The following is a 16,140-nucleotide window of genomic DNA, read 5'->3' as shown; positions in this document are numbered from 1 at the left end:
CGTGAGGCTTGCCGCCCGAGGCGCTAGATCAGGCCGCGCAGGGTGCGCACCGCGACCGAGAGGGTCGACATGCGCGGCGCGGATTCCGCTCCCAGTTCCTGGTCCAGTTCGCCCATGAGGCGCTCGATCCGCGAGGAATGCACCGGGTGCTCGCCCTCCCACGCATCCACGAGTTTCCTCGCCGCGACGGAGTCCGCGGGCCACGACGACGCGGCACCCCCTCCGAGTTCTCCCTGGGTGACTTCCCGGGACACCGTGACCGTGAGCGCCGCGACCGTCTCGTACAGGTCCGACCGCAACGATGAACGCGCCAGGGTCTCCCACCGGTCCTCACGCGACAATTTGGAGACGGCGACGAGCAGCCGGTCGACGTCAAACCGGTCCGAGAGGGCGTAGTACAGCAGCGCGGACTCGCGGAGATCGCACTCGGTCTCCTCGTTGAGGGTCGCGATGTCCATGAGCGGGTACACGTCCAGCAACCGAGCCCAGCGGGCGGCAAAGTCCGAGGGGATCCCCCAGGACAGCGCCTGCTCCTCGCGCTCGTCCAGGCGCTTCCGGGCGCTCGAACCGAGCAGCTCGGGGACCTCCGGAGCGAGCGCGAGCGCCGGAGCGTACCGGTCGATCACGGCCTTGATCTGCAGGTTCTCCGGAACCTCGGTGCGCAGGTCGCCGGTTGCCAACGAGCCTTCGTTGATCAGCCAGCGGGTCGCGCGGTCGACGACGCGCTGGATCTCCCGTGCCATGGAGCGCCAGGCGGTCGGCTCGATGTTCGCCGGCAGTTCCCGGTGGGCCGCCATGAGATCACGGATGTCGAAGAGCTCGCGGGTCACCAGGAAAGCGCTGGCCACCGTCGCCACGGAGGCGCCGGTTTCTTCGACCGCCCGGTAGGCGTAGGTGATCCCGGCCAGGTCGACCATCTCGTTGGCGACTCGGGTGCAGATGATCTCCCGACGCAGCGGGTGATCGTCCAGCTGATCGCCGAACCGTGCGGTCACGGCCTCCGGGAAGTACTCGTCCAGGATCCGCGAGAGCCACGGATCGTTGCCGAATCCACTGCTGAGCAACGAGTCGGAAATGTCGATCTTGACGTATGCGGTGAGCACGGCCAGTTCCGGCCCGGTGAGCCCCCAGCCCTCGGCGACGCGTTCTTCCAGCTCGTCGTCGGTCGGAAGGAACTCGATCGCGCGGTTGAGCCCTGCGGCTTCCTCGAGATGATCCATGAGGCGGGCGGCGGTCGCCGTCGTGGGCATGGTGCCCATGCGCTCTGCCTGCAACAACCCGTTCTGCTCCCGGTTGGTCTCCAGAACAAGGCTCCGGACGGCGTCGGTTTGGGCCTCGATGAACGAGGCGCGCTCACCGGGGTCCAACAATCCGCGGGAGACCAGGCGGTCGACCATGATCTTGATGTTGACCTCGCGGTCGGAGGTCTCGACGCCGGCCGAGTTGTCGATCGCGTCCGTGTTGACCAGAACACCCTGGCGAGCGGCCTCGATACGTCCGAGCTGGGTCAGACCCAGGTTGCCGCCCTCACCGATCACGCGGGCCCGGATATCGGCACCGTTGACACGGAGAACGTCGTTCGCCTTGTCCCCGACCTGCGCATTCGTTTCGGTCGACGCCTTGATGTAGGTGCCGATGCCCCCGTTGTAGACCAGGTCCACCGGGGCCTTGAGGATGGCAGAGACCAGCTCGGCCGGGGCGAGATGAGTGACCCTGTCGTCCAGTCCCAGGACCTTGCGGATCTCCGGGGTCAGGGAGATGGACTTCTCTGACCGGGAAAAGACCCCGCCTCCTTCGGAAATCAGAGACCTGTCGTAATCCTGCCACGAGGAGCGCGGCAGGTCGTAGAGCCGTTGACGCTCGGCGAAGGACGATGCCGCGTCGGGCGTCGGGTCGATGAAGATGTCCCGGTGGTCGAAAGCGGCGACCAGGAGCGTGTGTTCCGAGCGCAGCATCCCGTTGCCGAAGACGTCACCGGACATGTCGCCGATGCCTGCGGCCGTGAATTCCTCGTTCTGGCAGTCGATGCCCAGCTCCGCGAAATGCCTCTTGACCGATTCCCACGCCCCACGGGCGGTGATGCCCATGGCCTTGTGGTCGTAGCCCACGGAACCGCCCGAGGCGAACGCGTCACCGAGCCAGAACCCGTATTCCTGCGAGATCGAGTTCGCGAGGTCCGAGAACGCCGCGGTGCCCTTGTCGGCGGCAACCACGAGGTAGGTGTCGTCGCCGTCCAGTGCGACGACGCCCTCCGGCGTCACGACCGATTCCTCCCCATTCTCCGAGGTCACCAGGTTGTCGGTGACGTCCAGGAGCGAACGGATGAACAGGCTGTACGCGGCCCGCCCCTCGGTCATCCACGCTTCGCGGTCCGCCGCGGGATCGGGCAGCTGCTTGGCGAAGAAGCCGCCCTTGGCTCCGGTCGGGATAATGACGGCGTTCTTGACCATCTGGGCCTTGACCAGGCCGAGCACCTCGGTCCTGAAGTCCTCCCGACGATCCGACCAGCGCAGACCACCGCGGGCGATGTCGCCGAAACGGAGATGCACGCCCTCGACTCGGGGCGAGTAGACCCAGATCTCGTACTTGGGCCGCGGCAGTGGGGCCGAAGTGATCTGTTGGGGCATGAGCTTGAAGGCGATCGCCGGACCCTGCTGGTACGCGTTGGTCCGGACGGTCGCCGCCACGACCTCCGCCAGGGCTCGGAGCATCTTGTCGGCGTCGAGCGTGGGCACTTCGTTCAGGGCCGACTCGATTTCCTCCGTGATCTCGGCGCGCCGTGCCTTGCGCTGGTCAACGGTCTCCTCCGTGGACGGATCGAAGCTCGACTCGAAGAGCCGCACCACCAGGCGTGTGACTCGGGGGTTGGCCAGGAGCGTGTCCGCCATGAAGGCGTGGGACAGTCCCGTCCCCAGCTGAACCAGGTACCGCACGTATGCGCGCAGCACGGCCACCGTGTGCCACGGAAGCTTCTCGGCGAGCACCAAGCGGTCCAGAGAATCGGACTCGGCGCGCCCGGAGAGCACGGCGCACAGGGCGTCCTCGTAGAGCCCTCCGATGTCCTCGGGGTCCACGCCGGCCGGGAACGTCACCCCGAAGTCGTACAGGAGGAAGTCGCTCCCGTCCGCGGTCGAGAGGTCGTAGGGCTTCTGGTCGATCACGGTGAGCCCGAGATTCTGCATGATCGGCAGGAGCTCGGTCAGCGTCTTCGGTTCGCGCAGGTACGTCTTGAGGCGGTATTCCTTCTCGACGCCGTTGCCGTCCGATTCCGCGCGAGGCCGGCGAATGCGCACGGCGGCCGGGCGTTCCGGACCGGAGGACTCGAGGGACTCGAAGATCCCGGCGTCGGCGACGGCCTCGGAAATTTCGTAGTCGGCACGGTAAGTGACCGGGGCGGCGTCCAACCAGCGCTTGGCGATGGCCGCACCCGGACCTCCCAGGGCCGCTTCGAGAGATTCGGGCCAGGAGCGGGTAGCGTCCTGCAGCTTCTTCTCGAGCTCGGCAACGTCGATGTCCGGGATCTGGTTCGGCTCGGACAGGCGCAGGCGCAGGAAGAGGCGTGCGAGGGCCGACGCCGAGTGCTTGACCTCGAAGTCGATCGACGCCAGATTCATGGCTTCGCGGAGAACGTTCTCGATGCGGATGCGAACGCCCGTGTTGTACCGGTCGCGGGGCAGGAACACGACGGCGGAGACGAAGCGCCCGAATTCGTCCGGACGGAGGAACAGCCTGGTGCGGCGTCGTTCCTCGAGCCCGATGATCCCGGCGAAGGTCTCCGTGAGGGAGTCCTGGTCGGCTTGGAGCATCTCGAGGCGCGGGTAGTCCTCGATCATGCCCGTGAGCGTCTTGTCCGAGTGCGATCCGGGCTGGAACCCCAGCCGGTTCCGGATCACCCGGGCCCTCTCACGCATCAGAGGAGCCTCCGTGGCCGGCAGGGAGTAGGCCTGGAGGGAGAACAGTCCCAGGATCACGTATTCGCCGACGACGCGTCCGTTCGCATCGAAGTCGCGAATCCCGATGTAATCCAGGTATTCGTGCCGGTGGATCGTCGACCGGGAATTCGCCTTGGTCACGTAGACGATCTTGGAGTCGCGCGCATTGTCCTGCGAGAGTCCCGTGAGGTGCTTGACCCGGTGGTGGACCGATTCCTCGGCGTCGTCGTGCTGATCGGAGAGAATGCCGAGACCCGTACCCGGCCGGTCGGAGATTGTCAGGCCGTCGGGGCCGTCCTTGAGGTCGCGTTCCTTGTACCCGAAGAACAAGAAATTGTCCCGAGCGACCCAGTTCAGGAACTCCTGGACCACCTTGGGGTGCTCCGCCGCATCGGGGGTGTTCTGGGAATTCTCCCGACCGGGTTCCGGCAGGTTGCCGACCCGTTCGGAGAGGTTCAGGACCTTGTCGCGCACGGCTTCCGCGTCGGCATCGGCATGGCGGGCATCCCGCAGAACGGATCTCACGCTCTCGACGACGTTCTGCGCCGTGGCTTCGTCATCGCACCCGATCAGTTCCACGGAAATCCAGGATTCGATCGCGCTCTCGCGACCTGCGGCGGACCCCAGGCTGGGCAACACAGCGGTGTCACCGCTGGCCACCTGCTGTTTGAGGTTCAGACCCCGCAAGCTCTCGATCACGCCCGTCTCCTTGTTCCTGTGGACCAGGAACAAGGGGTGGAACAGTGCGTTCGAGCCGCCGTAGGAAGCCGCGATCTCCGCGGTGATCGAGGAGACGAGAAACGGCATGTCGTCGGTGACGACCATGAGGATCCATGAGGCTCCGTGGTGGATGACCTCGATGTTGGTGCCGTGCGGTTCGCGGGTCTCGGCGAGTTTCCGGTGCAGTTCCGCCCGTTCGACCAGCTCGGCCTCGCTGAACTCGGCCACATCGTCTCGGGTTGCGTGCTGATAGTACGTGGAGATCCAGGACTCTCCGTCCCCTCCGTCGGCTCCGTGCGTCCCGTTCGAGCCGGTGGGGCTCGTGGACTCAGGTTCGGTGGGATCGGACTGCTGGTTTAAGGGCACGTCAATTACCTTCCTCAGAAGACTGGACCACCTCGTTGTGGTCGTCTTTACCTGACCAAGGATACTCATCCCGCCTCCGGAAATTCAGCCTGGCCGGGGGCGAGTTTTGCTCTGGGCAACATTTGTTGCCACATCCGGATGAACGGTCTGCCCGAGGGGCGTCGCGTGCCCCCCCCTACGCCCCAACGCCTCACGAACGACCGGCGGTCACCTCTCTAGACTGGTCGGATGAGCGCAGCAGCATTGGCCATGGTTCTCTCTGCCGCGGTGCTCCACGCCGTGTGGAATCTCGCCGCGAAGGCGAAGCATGGTGATTCGTACACCTTCGTCTGGTGGTATGCGGTGGTCACGGCCCTTGTCACGGCACCGGTCGGGATCGTGTGCGTCGTCCAGCAAGGCGGCTGGTCCGTCTACGGTCCCGCACTCGTCTGGGCGCCGGCGGTCTCGGCCGTCATCCACATCGGCTACAACCTCGCGCTCCAGACCGGGTACGATCGCGCCCCGCTCAGCGTGGTCTATCCCGCCGCCCGCGGAACGGGGCCGATACTGACGATGATCGTCGCCGTCGCCTTCTTGTCCGAGCGGCCCGGGTGGTGGGCGCTGGCGGGTGCGCTCGTGATCGTTGGCGGAATCGTGGTGACGGCCGCCCCAGGCAGGGACCCGGGGGCCATGGACGGGTCGCGACTGCTCGCCGGCCTCGGCTGGGGGATCCTCACTGGGGCGTTCATTGCCGGTTACACCCTGTGGGACGACCATTCCGTCACCGCCCTGGCACAATCGCCCATCCCGTATTTTTCTCTGTCCGCGGTCTACCAGGCGCTTTTCATGACCTGTGGGCTGAATAGTTCGCGTCGTCGTCTCATGAGAGATTCGGTGAAGACGAACTGGCCCGTGATCGTCAGCATCGGAGTCCTATCGCCGGCGGCCTACATCCTCGTGCTGACCGCAATGCAGAGCGAACCCGTTTCCTTGGTTGCGCCTTTGAGGGAGACGAGCATCGTGGTCGGTTCGTTGCTTGCTTGGGTGGTCTTCAAGGAATCCCGACCGGGACGGCGCCTGCTCGGGGCGCTGCTGGTCGTAGCCGGCGTCGCCCTGATCGGTGGTTGAGGCAAGGACGACGACCGCCGCGCCCGACTGCCCACGCCGACCAACACCCGGCGGTGGCTAGGATAAACAATGTGGTGGCACGTGAATTCGATGACTCGATCGACGTCGAGAAAGAAGACCTCCGGAAGAATCCGGAGTTGTACCGCATCGGTCGGGGCGAGCAGGGGGTTCTGAAGGTCGAACCCTACAAGTCCGAGATCCTCCCCCATTGGAAATTCGCGACGCCCCAGGATGCCGAGCGATCCAGCTCAACCATCCTCGGCATGTTCGAGGACTACCTCGAGCAGGAGGACATCGTCGGTGCGGACATGGCCCGCAAGTTCCTGCAGATGGGATACACCAGGTCCCGGCGCTACGCCAAGTATCCCGGCGGAAAGAAGTACAAGGGTCCCGTGCCAGCGGACAAGAAGGGCGTCAGCGGAGCGCATGGTCGTGAGCAGCGGGAAGCCTCTCCTGAGGACCCGGAGAAGGCGGAGTCGGCGCGCATATTCAAGAAGGCATGGGACACGGCCCGAACCAACGAAAAGTACCAACGACTCCGGAAGGCGCACCGGGAAACCTATGGATGACCGAGTTCTGGCGGCGGCCGGGGCGTTCTGGGGCGGCCGAGGCCGGGACGCTGATGGCGACGGGGCCGGGACGCTGGCGGCGGCCGGGGCCGGAGGGCGTTGACGATCTAGGCGCCTGAGTACGTCCGGCGTCCGAGCATCCCGCCCCGGGCGTCCGAGTGAGGTGGCGGTTCCCCGATTCGGCAGATGTTTCCGCCGTTAGGTGGGGGTTAAAGCTCCACCTAACGGCGGAAAACTCCTCGCAATCGGGCAACCGCCACCCAACCAAACCGCGCAACCGACTCTCAGGGCCACGATGTCGCCGGCAACCCCCGCCCAATCGGGTAACCGCCACCTCACGGAACCGTGGCCGCGCACGACGTCGTCGGCACCCCCTCGAGGCGGCAATTTTGTGCACCTGCACCTGCGTCTGCGCTTGGCACCTGCACCTGGTACCCCGCACCCTCCCGCGAAGTGGCGCGTTTGTGCGGTTTTGCCCGCGAATTCTGCACGAGACTGCCACCTCGCCGGTCGCATGCGGGCGTGCGGGCGAGCGCCGCCTTACTCGGGGCGGTATTTCCGCGACGCCACGACCATGCCGGCCAGGTGGATCGCGAACCCGCAGGCCGGTCCCACGTAGAGGGCGATGATCGTGCGCGGCACGAGCCCCACCGGCAGGAACAGCAGGCCGATGGCGATCGCGGCGGCCACGACCCAGCCCAAGATGTAGATGCGGTGCGCGTTGAGGGCCAGGATGGCCGTCCCGGAGAGGACCAGCAAAGCCATGATCGCCGAACCGAAGGTCAGGGTACCCAGCAACCATCCGTGGATGACGTCGTGATACGCGGCCGCTTCCTCCGGCTTGGGACCATAGATGAGGAAAAACAGCCACGGCCCGATGATCCAGGCCAGAATCGCCCCGAAGAGACCGATCCCCAGTAGCGCCGCCGACGGTTTGAGCATCGCGGCCACGGGACGATGCCGCTGTTTGAGGAAAGCCGAAATGGCGACACCCTGGAAGGCCTGCAACGGGATCATGATCGGCGAGCGCGTAATGGAGATCGCGAGGATCAGCGCCCCCATGGAGATCTTCGTGTACGTCGATGCATCCGCGCCGGCGCTGGCCTTGAGGACCACCGGCAATCCGACCATCAGGACCGCAGAGGCGGCCGAGGAACCCATCGCGAACAGGACGTTCTGCACGAAGCGGCCGGCGCCGACGTCGGCCCTCGCCGAGAACGTCTTGCGGCCCTCCGAGGTGAACACGGCGATAAACATCCACAGCAGAACCGGGGAGACTGCGGCGGCCTCGAGTCCGCCGATCGACCCGGCGATCAGGGCCACCGCGATCATCGCGATCAGACGCCATCCCGCCTCGCCGCCGCCCAGGGCAGAGAACTGGAACCATTGGTCGCGCCCGGCGGCGGCACCACTCATGGCCGAGTGCATCGCATACAGGCACGGTCCGATGCAGAGCATGGCCACGGCGAATCCGGTGCCGGTGGGAACTTGTCCGTGCGCCCAGACCGGCGACGTGACGGCGACCAGCAGAGCGATGACGATGCCGAAACCGCCCGCGACCGCCATGACCCGTGCCCCAGGACGCGAGGGTCCCGCATCTCCGGTGTGCAATTGGGCGGCCCCGACCGCGCGCGTCGTCTCCTGCTGGAGGCCCGCAACGATCCCGTAGATCCCGAAGAGCGCGGACCAGAAGACCAGGAATTCCGTGACCTCTTCGCCCGCGAGCGCGTGCTTGGCGATGAAAGTTGCGCCCAACGCCGAAACCGCCGAGACCATGGAGGCCAGAAGGATTCCGGTGGATTCCTTCTTGGTCACAGACCTCTGGCCGGCCGTGTTCTCCGCGGTGACCTCCGAACCGAGTCCGCTGACCTCGGGGGCTTCGCCCTCACCTGCACGAACCATGTAACGCCCTACTTGACCAGGTGGGATGCCAGGTTCTTGACTCCGCCCCAGTTCTTGGCTTGTGCCGCCTTCGGCAAGAGGCTCGCCGCGTGCAGACGCGAGGAGACGTGCAGGCGGGCCACGGTGGCTGCCTTGGACCAACCCATGGCGCCCATTTCCTCGGCCATGGTCTCGAAGAAACGGCGCTCTTCATCGAAACGGGTGCCGTCCAGTGCGCGCCAGGAGGAGTCCGATGCCTTGTGGCGCCTGTACATGAAGGCCGCGGTCTCGTCGTAGAAGAGCGCGCCACCGGTCATCGCAACGTCCATGACCAGGCACATGTCCTGGACGACGTCGAATCCTTCGCGGAAGCCGAGACCCACGATGGTCTCCGCACGCCAACCGAGCGAGGGGAAGTACAGCCAATCACCGCGGAGGATCGAGACCGCCAGGCCCTCTCCGTCGAGCACCGTGGTGCGGTCAGGACGGTAGTACGCCTTGGTCTTCTCGACCATGGTGTTCGAGGGCGCGTTGTTCTCGTCGATCACGAATACCCCGGGCTGGAAGATGTTCGCCTCGGGGTGGGCCTCGGCGGCGTGCACGAACCAGTCGATGTAGTTGGGGAGCATGACGTCGTCGGCGCCCATGACCACCACGAGCTCGTTCTCGACGAAGCCCAGGCACTTGCGGTAGTTCCCGTTGGCTCCGAGGTTCTTCTCGTTGCGCATGTAGGTCACGCGGTCGTCGTTCAGGGACTCGAACCAGCCGGGGATCGAGTCGTCGGGATAGCCGTCGTCGACGACGATCAACCGCCAGTCCGTGTTGGTCTGGTGCAGCACGGAGCGGACGGCCTGCTTCATCAGGGCGACGTCTCCGTAGTAGGGGAACAGAATGTCAACGGTCATGGCTTCTCCGTCGGGTCGTGGGGATCTCCGGTGATCCGGTGGTCAGTCTTTGGTTCCGAAGGACGCGAGTTCTCGTCCTTCCGGCCATCGGTCCCAGCCGCGCTGGACCCGTGGGTCTCTATCGTGTGGGGCTCCCCAGTGGCGTCAACCTGGATGATGGGCATCGACGACGTCGGGTTGCGGTTCCTCTCCACGTTCTCCAATTGGCGGTTGAGCAGGGAACGCTGGATCGCCGCTTCCTCCGCCAGGACCCGGGTCTCGTCCTCGAGCCTCGAAATCTCGAGGGAGAGGTGCAGGCACACCCCCAGGAGGAGAACCAGGCCGATGAGGAACAGCAGGTTCACGGGTGTCACCACGCCCACGAGGGACGCGAGAGAGTCCAGGAGTCTGGGGAAGATCATCAGGATCGCGATGACGACCGCCGTGAGGAGCCACAGGGCAGCGTACTTCTCACGCAGCTTGAGGTTCCTGACCAGGCGGATCACGGCGATGACGAGGATCAGCCCAAGAACCAGGAAGAATATGGATGCTGTATTCACTCGTGGCCTCCCTCGGCGTCGTTCAGGGAAATGCGTTTGCGCGTCATCGAGATGAAGAACGCGAACATCGACCTGACCAGGTAGATCGCGGACTTCCACGGGTTGTTGGACGGTGTTCCGGCTTGCCTTGCCCTCATCTCGACCGGGACCTGCGTGACCGAAAGGCCGGCGCGAAGGGCCATGGCCAGAGAGTCGACGGTGTCCCCGAGGTATTCGGCGGGGAAGTACCGGCAGTACTGGGCGATCGCGCGGCGGTTGGCCGCCCGGAAGCCGCTGGTGACGTCGGTGAGTCGGGTCTTGGCTATGCGGGAGAACATCCCGGCGAGCATTCCCATGGCCCACCGGCGGGGGCCCTTGGCCTTGTATGTGCCTCGTTCGGCGAACCTGGCACCAATGGAAATATCCGCCTGCTCCAGACCTTCGAGGACCCTTTCAATGTCGCGGGGGTCGTGCTGCCCGTCCGCGTCCACCTGGATCGCCCGGTCGTAGTCCAGGCGCTGGGCGTATTTGAACCCCGCACGCATCGCTCCCCCAACGCCCATGTTGTAGGGCAGTTGCAGAACGCTCGCGCCCGCGGCACGCGCAATGCGCGAGGTGTCGTCCGTGGAACCGTCGTCGACGACCAGCAGGTCGTAGGCGGGCATGGTGGACTGAAGCTCACGGATCGTCGACCCGATGACTTCTTCCTCATTCCATGCGGGCATGATGATGAGGCAGCTCAACGTGGGGTGAGCGTCTGGAATTTTAGCCATAGTGGTCCTTAGCCTACCGGTTGCGCCCTGGAACTACCTGAGGACCGGCGAAGAATACGTGTGGGACCGGGCACCCGAAGCGCTTCGGCTCTCGTGACTCGCGCACGGAATTGCGTGCGCCCAAGAGTCAGCCCCAAACGGTCAGGACCTGCCCGTTCTCGACGCCTTCGACCGACCGGACGAACGCCCGAATGACGTCTTCGGCCGGAATCTGCTTGAATCCGGGAAACGCCGAGGACGCGATGTGCCCTCTGCGTTCCCCCGTGTCGTGCGGATCGACGGGTCACTCGCACGCCGTGATCTTGAGCAGCTTGGCATCCCCGGATTGGTAGACGGGGGTCGCCACACCGCTCTCCTCCAGGTTCTGCAGCCCCTGGAACGCGCCCGAGTGGTCGCCCTGATTGACCTCGTCGGTTCCGAAGTCCAGAACGTACTCGGCGTCGTCGTCCTTGACGGCCTGGCAGACCTTCGGGTCTTGGTTCGCCTGGTTGAGTGAGCCGTCGAAGATCTTCGCGTTATCGGTGGGCGTGTAGAGCGTGTGTGCGGCCGTGACGTGTCGGTCGGCCAGGGCGTAGGCGAGTGCCCCACCCGTCCACGGGTTCACGATGACGGTGTCCTCGTCCGGGACGTAATCGTCGATGTGATTGATGACGTCGAGTTCGTCGCTGTCGACCAGCTGGGCGTCCTCGGACGCATAGTAGCTCCAGTAGGACGCGTTGACCATGTCGTTGAGGGGCCGGGCGAACTGCGTCAGCGCAAGCGCCAGGATGACCGTGAGGGCCGAGACGACGCCGAGCACCTGCGATCCCCTGTGCTTCCACCGCTCGACCACGGCCGAACCCATCAGGGCCTGCGTGATGCAGTGGATGCCGACGAGGGCCAGGGGCACCGCGGCCACGGGCAGCAGGGCAGCCAGACGATAGGGGTCGTTGTACCAGACACCGGTGGCCCACATTCGGTCCTGGTCCCACTGGAGCCAGCGCACGCAAATGTAGTAGTAGATCAGCACGCCGTAGACGAGGGCGAGCCAGACGTTGCGTCGGGTGTAGAGGACCACGAGGGTGCCCAGGATCGCGAGGATCGAGAGCACCCACTGTGCCTGGGTGAGGCTCAAGGGACTGTTGAGCAGGGCCTCGCCGAACGCCTGGGTATCCGAGGTCGCCGGACCCCACGTTGCGGCTCCGGCTTCCGGTCGGACTATGCCCCACAGGTACCAGATCACCCAGAGTCCCGCGGCAATCAGGATGACCTGAATGATCACGACGCCGACCCTCGTCCTGCGGTTCACCGCGCGCCAGATCTGCACGGCCCCACGCACCAGAAGAATCGGGACGGTCATGATGACCAGGGACATGACCGCGTTGGGGTGGGCGAATCCGATGCCGAGAGCCACGACGATGCCGAGGAGAATCGATTGAATCGTGGTCACCCGGCGAATCGCGGAGACCCGCAGCACATTGATCACGAGCCCGAGGCCCGCCGGGATCAGCGCGATGCCCAGGAAGTTCGGGTAGAGCACGCCGAAGTACATCAGCAGGATCGGGAAGGCCGCGAACCCTGAGAGTACGGCGCCTGCCGCGAGCACGGTCGGAAGGTTGAACCGCATCATCGATCGCATCAGGTACAGAACCGACAACGGCCAGACGACGACGGCGACCGTCACGATCATGGCGTTGGTGGCCATGGGGATCGAGCCCTGTCCGGTGGCCGTGAAGACCAAGGACACGACGTCGTGCCATGCCGCCGGGTAGAAGGTCGGTGCGCCCCCGCCCGCGGTCATTGCGCTGACCGTCATGGACGAGGCGTTGTGCTGCTCGACGATGTACCGGATGACGTTGAGATGGAAATTGTTGTCGAAGGTCTGGGAGAACCGATCCGGTGCGCCGATGGCATTCGTGATGGTCCGGAGCATGACCAAGGCCGCGATGACGAAGGAGCCCCAGTAGGCGAGTTGGCCCCGTGAGAACCACCGGGCCGGCACCAGGTCACCGCCGAGACGCCCGGGGCCGGTCCAACGGAAGGAGCCGCGGGACGACGTCGATCCGTCCGATCCCGCCTCGGAGTTCCACGGCGCCCGTTCGACGTCGTCGTGACTGGCGGAAGTACCGTTCTTCGTTCTGGCACGGGGCGTCGATCGGACGGGATAGTCCTCGATCCGGCCGGCCCTGAATCCCCACGCGATGAGCCCGAAGACGAGTGCCGTCACGATCCCGCCCGCGAACGGGACCCAGAGGGCCCACCCGATCCCGGCGATGGGAGCCAGCACGGCGCTGACGGCGATCAGGCCGATCGATACCGCGGGAGCCAGTGCGACCGCGTCGAATCCGCGCATGCGAACGGCGAGCGTGACCAGAAGGCCCGGCACGATCAGCAGAATGATGCAGACGGCCAGGGCGGGGACGAGGCTCAACCATTCCATGGGCTCCATGGCTCCGATCAGTAGTGGTGCATTTCGAGCAAACTCCAACAATCCTAGTAGCTTCGCCCACGTGCGGTTGCCGGGTCATCGTGAAATTTCTAACCGATGGGATCAGCCGCAGGCGGTGACCTCCAGAAGCCTCGCGTTTCCGGTCTGGTACACCGTCTGGGCCACGCCGGTTTGTTCGAGTCCTCGCAGGCCGCCGTAGACGGATGCGTGATTGACGCCGTTCATCTCGCGTGTGCCGAAGTCCAGGACATAGTACCCGCGGACGCGCTCGACGTCCTGGCACACACTGGGGTCCGCCAGGGCGGTGTTCAACGTCTTGTCCAGCCGATCGATCTCGGGGGTGCGCGTCTCGAGGAGGTGGTAGGAGCTGACCTTCTGTCCGGTCAGCGCATACGCGAGAGACCCTCCAGTCCATGGGTTGACCATGAGTGTGTCATCGCGCGGAACGTAGTCGGGGACGTGGTGGAGGACGTCGAGCTCATCCGGCGTCACCAGTTCGGAGCTCGGGGTGGTTTCGAATTGCTCGTGGGCGAGAGTGCGGCCTTCCTTCATGGACTCGGCCGCAAAGATCGGCACGGACACCGCGACCACGGCAATCAGCCCCAGAATGATCTTGGCCGTTTGGGCGAGGGCGGGCCGAGCTTTGGGGCGGGGAGGCATCCGACCTTCCGCTTCCCCCTCCAGTGGCCGGCGTACACCCACGGCCCGCCACCCGGAGATGCTGGCGTAGAGTTCCTGGACCGCCCAACCGACCGCAATGGCGATCATGGGGATTCCGATGACGGGGAACAGGGCCGTCAATCGATACGGATCGTTGTACCAGACGCCCGTCAGAGCATCTCTCCAGTCCCAAGGCATCGATTCGACGGCCGTGTACAGCACCACGAGGATGGCATAAGCAAAAACCATCCACGCGTGACGCCGGAGGTACAGAAGAACCACAGCGCTGACGACGATGAAACCGACGATCACCCAGGAAATGCTGTATCCGGACGGCGCCAGGCTCAGGGCATCCACCACGGACCCGGAAACCGGAATCTGCTTGACCGCCTCGGGCTGGAAGGTCTTCGGACGCAGCATCATCCACAGCACGGGCACAGCCGCGAGGCATACCAGGAGAAGCAGGATTTCCGGGATCGGATGCCTCCGCCTCCCTGGCGCGGCAGGAAGGGAACGACTCCCCGTGGATTTGAGCATCCCGGCGACCAGGGATGCGATCCGCGCGATCGTGGCGGGAACGGCGACGGCGACCAGAGAAACGATCGCATTCGGATGCGAGAGGGAAATCCCTATACCTGCCATGGCACCCAGGGTCAGCGCTTGTGGGCGGAGAAGTCGGGAATCGGGCCCACCGCGCAACGCCCAAACCACGAGCCCCAGACCTGCCGGGACGGCGGCGTTGCCCAGGAGGTTGGGGTACAGGATTCCGTATGTCTGAAGCAGAACCGGGAAAACCACGAACGCCCCCGAGAGCGCTCCGGCCACGAGCCAGGAGTAGCGATTACGGGTGAGGGAGCGGATCAGGAACATGATGCTGATCGGCCACACGAGTGCCGTGGTGCAGAAAGTGACCACGTTCGTGGCCGCGGGGACGGAAATGCCCGTCGTCGTCACCAGGATGGCCCCGAGGGAGTGCCACACGGACGGATAGAAGAATCCGGGCGTCCCGCCGGAATTCAGGGTTCCGACGAACAGCGGGGACGCGTTCCCGTGGTCGGCGATGTACCGGACGGCGTTGAGATGGAAGGTGTTGTCGAATGCCTGAGAGAAGTGCTCCATTCCCCCGGTGATATGGGCCGTCTGCCAGATGCCGACGACCACGCCCAGGGCCAGCCCAATCCAGGCCGCCCCCGAAAACTTCCGACTGCCGATGACGGGCAGCGCCGCTGTGATCGTCGATTGGGGCTCGGGCTCTCTACCACCGAGACGACGACGGTAGGTCGGGCGAACGATCGCGGCCAGAATGGCCGCGAGGACCACGGCCAAGCCAAGGGGCATCCACCATCCCCAGCGGAGGCCCAGCTGGCCACCAATCAACGCACTTGAGCCCAGGCAGAACAACGACACCACCGGGGCGAGGGCCAATGCGTCGAACCCTTGGACCTTTGTTGCCCAGGTGATCAACAACCCAGGTACGACAAGGCACAAAGCGCATACGACGAAGGCAAGGACCACGTAGAACTCCGAGGATCATCAGGCGAACCGGGCATTGGCCCGGACTGAGCAAAAGTACACAAACGCTCTGGGCAAAACGGATGAAGCACCTCAAGAAAGTATATGCGTGAGTCGCGAACCGTCGGAGCGGAACTGGGATGCGGCGCCGCCGGGTCGGATACCGTGGACCCATGAGCTCAGAATTCGCAGACCACGAGCGTCCGGACCGGTCCGACAACCACTTGGAAGTGCGCAGCGGACATTGGCTCCAACTGGACCCCCGGACCACGTACGGGCTCGCCCGGCTACGGTATGAGGTCTTCACGATGGGACAGGGCATCACGTCAGAACAGGATCTGGACGGCGCCGACCTCGACCCGACAACGACCACATACTGGGTCGAAGACGAGGGCGTACCTGTAGCGACATTGCGAGTTCTGCGCGGCCCCTCAGGGTTGCCCGCGATTGGCAGGGTGGCGACGTCGCCCACTCATCGGGGGCGCGGCCTCGCGGGATCGTTGCTCAACGCCGCCGTGGCGGATCACGACGGTGAGACGATCGACCTGCATGCCCAGGCCTATCTCGAGAACTGGTACGAACGGTTCGGGTTCACCCGATCCGGCGATCCCGACGTCGAGGCAGGGATCCCGCACGTCCCGATGCGGCGTGGTGTGTGATCACCCCACCACCCCGACACCAGAACCCGCCCCGGGGCCCGGGGCGCCGGGGCACCAGCCCCGGGGGCCGGGGCCACAGGGTCCGGACATTAAACAAAAAAAGGTGGGGG

The 16,140-nt window shown here is 65.1% G+C and carries 10 protein-coding genes; 3 read left to right on the top strand and 7 right to left on the bottom strand.

Annotated features, from left to right (window positions below; genetic code table 11):
* Positions 1-23: 23 nt before the first annotated feature.
* Positions 24-5,018, bottom strand: a complete 4,995-nt coding sequence (locus AB0Y14_RS11260; RefSeq protein ID WP_436589354.1) for an NAD-glutamate dehydrogenase — start codon at positions 5,016-5,018, stop codon at positions 24-26.
* Positions 5,019-5,246: 228 nt separating this feature from the next.
* On the opposite strand from AB0Y14_RS11260, the gene AB0Y14_RS11255 reads away from it, so the two are divergent.
* Positions 5,247-6,125, top strand: coding sequence for an EamA family transporter (locus AB0Y14_RS11255; RefSeq protein WP_436589353.1), 879 nt, complete (start codon positions 5,247-5,249; stop codon positions 6,123-6,125).
* A 71-nt stretch (positions 6,126-6,196) separates the two neighbouring features.
* Positions 6,197-6,694 (top strand): DUF4385 domain-containing protein, encoded by a 498-nt coding sequence (locus AB0Y14_RS11250; protein WP_436589352.1) that lies wholly within the window; start codon positions 6,197-6,199, stop codon positions 6,692-6,694.
* 540 nt (positions 6,695-7,234) lie between these two features.
* Here the strand turns inward: AB0Y14_RS11250 and AB0Y14_RS11245 are convergent.
* The 6 genes from AB0Y14_RS11245 to AB0Y14_RS11220 form a co-directional block, all read right to left on the bottom strand.
* The gene (locus tag AB0Y14_RS11245) at positions 7,235-8,596 is read right to left on the bottom strand and encodes a hypothetical protein (RefSeq protein ID WP_436589351.1); all 1,362 of its coding nucleotides are present in this window, start codon (positions 8,594-8,596) and stop codon (positions 7,235-7,237) included.
* 8 nt (positions 8,597-8,604) lie between these two features.
* A complete protein-coding gene (locus AB0Y14_RS11240; protein WP_436589350.1) occupies positions 8,605-9,480 on the bottom strand; it encodes a glycosyltransferase family 2 protein in 876 nt (291 codons plus the stop codon).
* Positions 9,477-10,019 carry a DUF2304 domain-containing protein gene (locus tag AB0Y14_RS11235; RefSeq protein WP_436589349.1) on the bottom strand — a complete coding sequence of 181 codons (543 nt, stop codon included), beginning with the start codon at positions 10,017-10,019 and terminating at the stop codon, positions 9,477-9,479. Before AB0Y14_RS11235 ends, AB0Y14_RS11240 begins: the two co-directional genes overlap by 4 nt.
* Positions 10,016-10,771, bottom strand: a complete 756-nt coding sequence (locus AB0Y14_RS11230; protein WP_436589348.1) for a glycosyltransferase family 2 protein — start codon at positions 10,769-10,771, stop codon at positions 10,016-10,018. The genes AB0Y14_RS11235 and AB0Y14_RS11230 overlap by 4 nt, the downstream gene beginning before the upstream one ends.
* Before the next feature lie 283 nt (positions 10,772-11,054).
* Positions 11,055-13,190, bottom strand: coding sequence for a DUF6541 family protein (locus tag AB0Y14_RS11225; protein ID WP_436589347.1), 2,136 nt, complete (start codon positions 13,188-13,190; stop codon positions 11,055-11,057).
* A gap of 111 nt (positions 13,191-13,301) precedes the next feature.
* Positions 13,302-15,374: a DUF6541 family protein gene (locus tag AB0Y14_RS11220; RefSeq protein ID WP_436589346.1), complete on the bottom strand. Its 2,073-nt coding sequence runs from the start codon at positions 15,372-15,374 to the stop codon at positions 13,302-13,304.
* Between the two features lie 170 nt (positions 15,375-15,544).
* On the opposite strand from AB0Y14_RS11220, the gene AB0Y14_RS11215 reads away from it, so the two are divergent.
* Positions 15,545-16,030: a GNAT family N-acetyltransferase gene (locus AB0Y14_RS11215; RefSeq protein WP_436589345.1), complete on the top strand. Its 486-nt coding sequence runs from the start codon at positions 15,545-15,547 to the stop codon at positions 16,028-16,030.
* The last annotated feature ends 110 nt before the right edge of the window (positions 16,031-16,140 follow it).

The organism is Rothia sp. HC945, assembly GCF_051370785.1.
Lineage (GTDB): Bacteria > Actinomycetota > Actinomycetes > Actinomycetales > Micrococcaceae > Rothia.
This window is presented reverse-complemented; position numbering and strand designations above follow the sequence as displayed.

Excerpts from the sequence above, each read along its gene's own strand:
- AB0Y14_RS11255 (WP_436589353.1), top strand. The coding sequence starts at position 5,247 with ATGAGCGCAGCAGCATTGGCCATGGTTCTCTCTGCCGCGGTGCTCCAC.
- AB0Y14_RS11245 (WP_436589351.1), bottom strand. The coding sequence starts at position 8,596 with ATGGTTCGTGCAGGTGAGGGCGAAGCCCCCGAGGTCAGCGGACTCGGT.
- AB0Y14_RS11240 (WP_436589350.1), bottom strand. The coding sequence starts at position 9,480 with ATGACCGTTGACATTCTGTTCCCCTACTACGGAGACGTCGCCCTGATG.
- AB0Y14_RS11230 (WP_436589348.1), bottom strand. The coding sequence starts at position 10,771 with ATGGCTAAAATTCCAGACGCTCACCCCACGTTGAGCTGCCTCATCATC.
- AB0Y14_RS11225 (WP_436589347.1), bottom strand. The coding sequence starts at position 13,190 with ATGGAATGGTTGAGCCTCGTCCCCGCCCTGGCCGTCTGCATCATTCTG.
- AB0Y14_RS11215 (WP_436589345.1), top strand. The coding sequence starts at position 15,545 with ATGAGCTCAGAATTCGCAGACCACGAGCGTCCGGACCGGTCCGACAAC.